Raw genomic sequence first — 1,748 nt, forward strand, 5'->3', positions numbered from 1 at the left:
GCTGGGGGTGTCCACGCTGGTGACGGTGCGCTCCGGGCGAATCGTTCGCTTGGTGAACATATCCGCCTTGCTTTTGAGCTGTTTATTCTCATCGAGATTTTCCAAAGAGCAGAGCAGATAGTAGGAACTGTCATCATCGAACAGGCGGGCATTTTTCTTGTCGTTGATCAGCCCGTATTTTGCGGTAAAGGCATCGTAGGCGGCGTTCAATTTTGCTTGCGATGCCTTAATATCCTCGTCCGGGAAGTCCAACTGCTGGTCAATCAGTTCGTTGACGATTTGCCGCAACTCCACCATACCAGCTACACGGCCTTTGGCATTATCGGACAACTCCACCTGCGTCATAATCGAATTTTCTCGGTAGTACACCTCACCGTCCACCACGGCATAGGAGAAATTCTTTACATCTGGGTCAGCGGGGAGCGTCTTGCGCTCGACTTCTGCATCCGCAACATCTGGTGTTTCCACCTCGACTTCAACATACTGGCCCTCAATATGCTGTACCGCTTCGGCAAGCTGGTCGGCCAGCACTGCGCCCTCGATGGGGGCAACCGTCAGTTCCTCCCGTCCGTATTGGGTGCTTTCGGTGGTCAGTTCGCCCAGAATCATCTCCGGGTGGTCCACGAAATACTGGTTGATGGCAAAGCCGTCCTCGGTCTTGCCAAGCTGCACCCATGCAGGTTCGATGTCCGCAGGGCGGTCACGCTTCTGCAAAAAGATAATGTCACTCACAACATCCGTGCCTGCGTTTGCCTTGAACGCATTATTCGGCAGACGGATAGCTCCCAACAGGTCAGCACGCTCTGCCATGTGCTTGCGGGCGGTGCTGTCCTTGCTATCCATGGTGTAGCGGCTGGTGACGAACGCCACCACGCCGCCCGGACGCACTTGGTCAATGGCCTTGGCGAAAAAGTAGTTGTGGATGCTGAATCCCAACTTGTTGTACGCCTTGTCGTTGACCTTGTAGTTGCCGAAGGGCACGTTGCCCACCGCCAGATCGTAGAAATCACGGCGGTCTGTGGTCTCAAAGCCCGCCACGGTAATGTCGGCCTGCGGGTACAGCTTTTTCGCAATACGCCCGGTGATGCTGTCCAGCTCCACGCCGTATAAGCGGCTGTCCTGCATGGTGTCCGGCAGCATACCGAAGAAGTTGCCCACGCCCATACTAGGTTCCAGAATGTTACCGCTGCGGAAACCCATGCGCTCCACCGCATCGTAGATACCACGGATCACGGTGGGGCTGGTGTAGTGGGCGTTCAGGGTGCTGGAACGTGCGGCGGCATACTCGTCCTCGGAGAGCAGCCCTTTCAGTTCGGCGTATTCCTTTGCCCAACTATCTTTGCCGGGGTCAAAAGCGTCTGCCAGACCGCCCCAGCCCACATACTGTGAAAGCACCTGCTGTTCCTCGGCGGTGGCACCCCGGTGCTCCTCCTCCAAACGAAACAGAGTTCGGATGGCTTCGATGTTCCGGGCATATTTCTGCTTTGCACCGCCCTCGCCCAAATGGTCGTCTGTGATGCGGAAGTTCCCGGCAGGCGCAGCGTTCAAGGCTTCATCCAAGGCAGCGGCATCCGGGAAGGTCTGCACCTCTCCGTCCATTACAGCAGAGATGGGCAGTTCGTCCAGTTCTTCGTCAGACGGCTCCGGCTCGTCCTTGTCTGCTAAAAATTTTGCGTGTTCGACTTTGAGCCACTCGGCGGCTTCTCTGTCTGCAACTTCTTTTTTCAGATTTTCCAGATAAGATTCTG

1 pseudogene is annotated in these 1,748 nt (G+C 55.9%); it reads right to left on the reverse strand.

Features of this window, described 5'->3' with window-relative positions:
• Positions 1-1,748 (reverse strand): annotated as a pseudogene (locus P0G09_RS15325) (N-domain protein, SNF2 family); the annotation flags it as partial.

The organism is Faecalibacterium sp. DFI.5.82 (assembly GCF_029076575.1).
GTDB lineage: Bacteria > Bacillota > Clostridia > Oscillospirales > Ruminococcaceae > Faecalibacterium > Faecalibacterium duncaniae.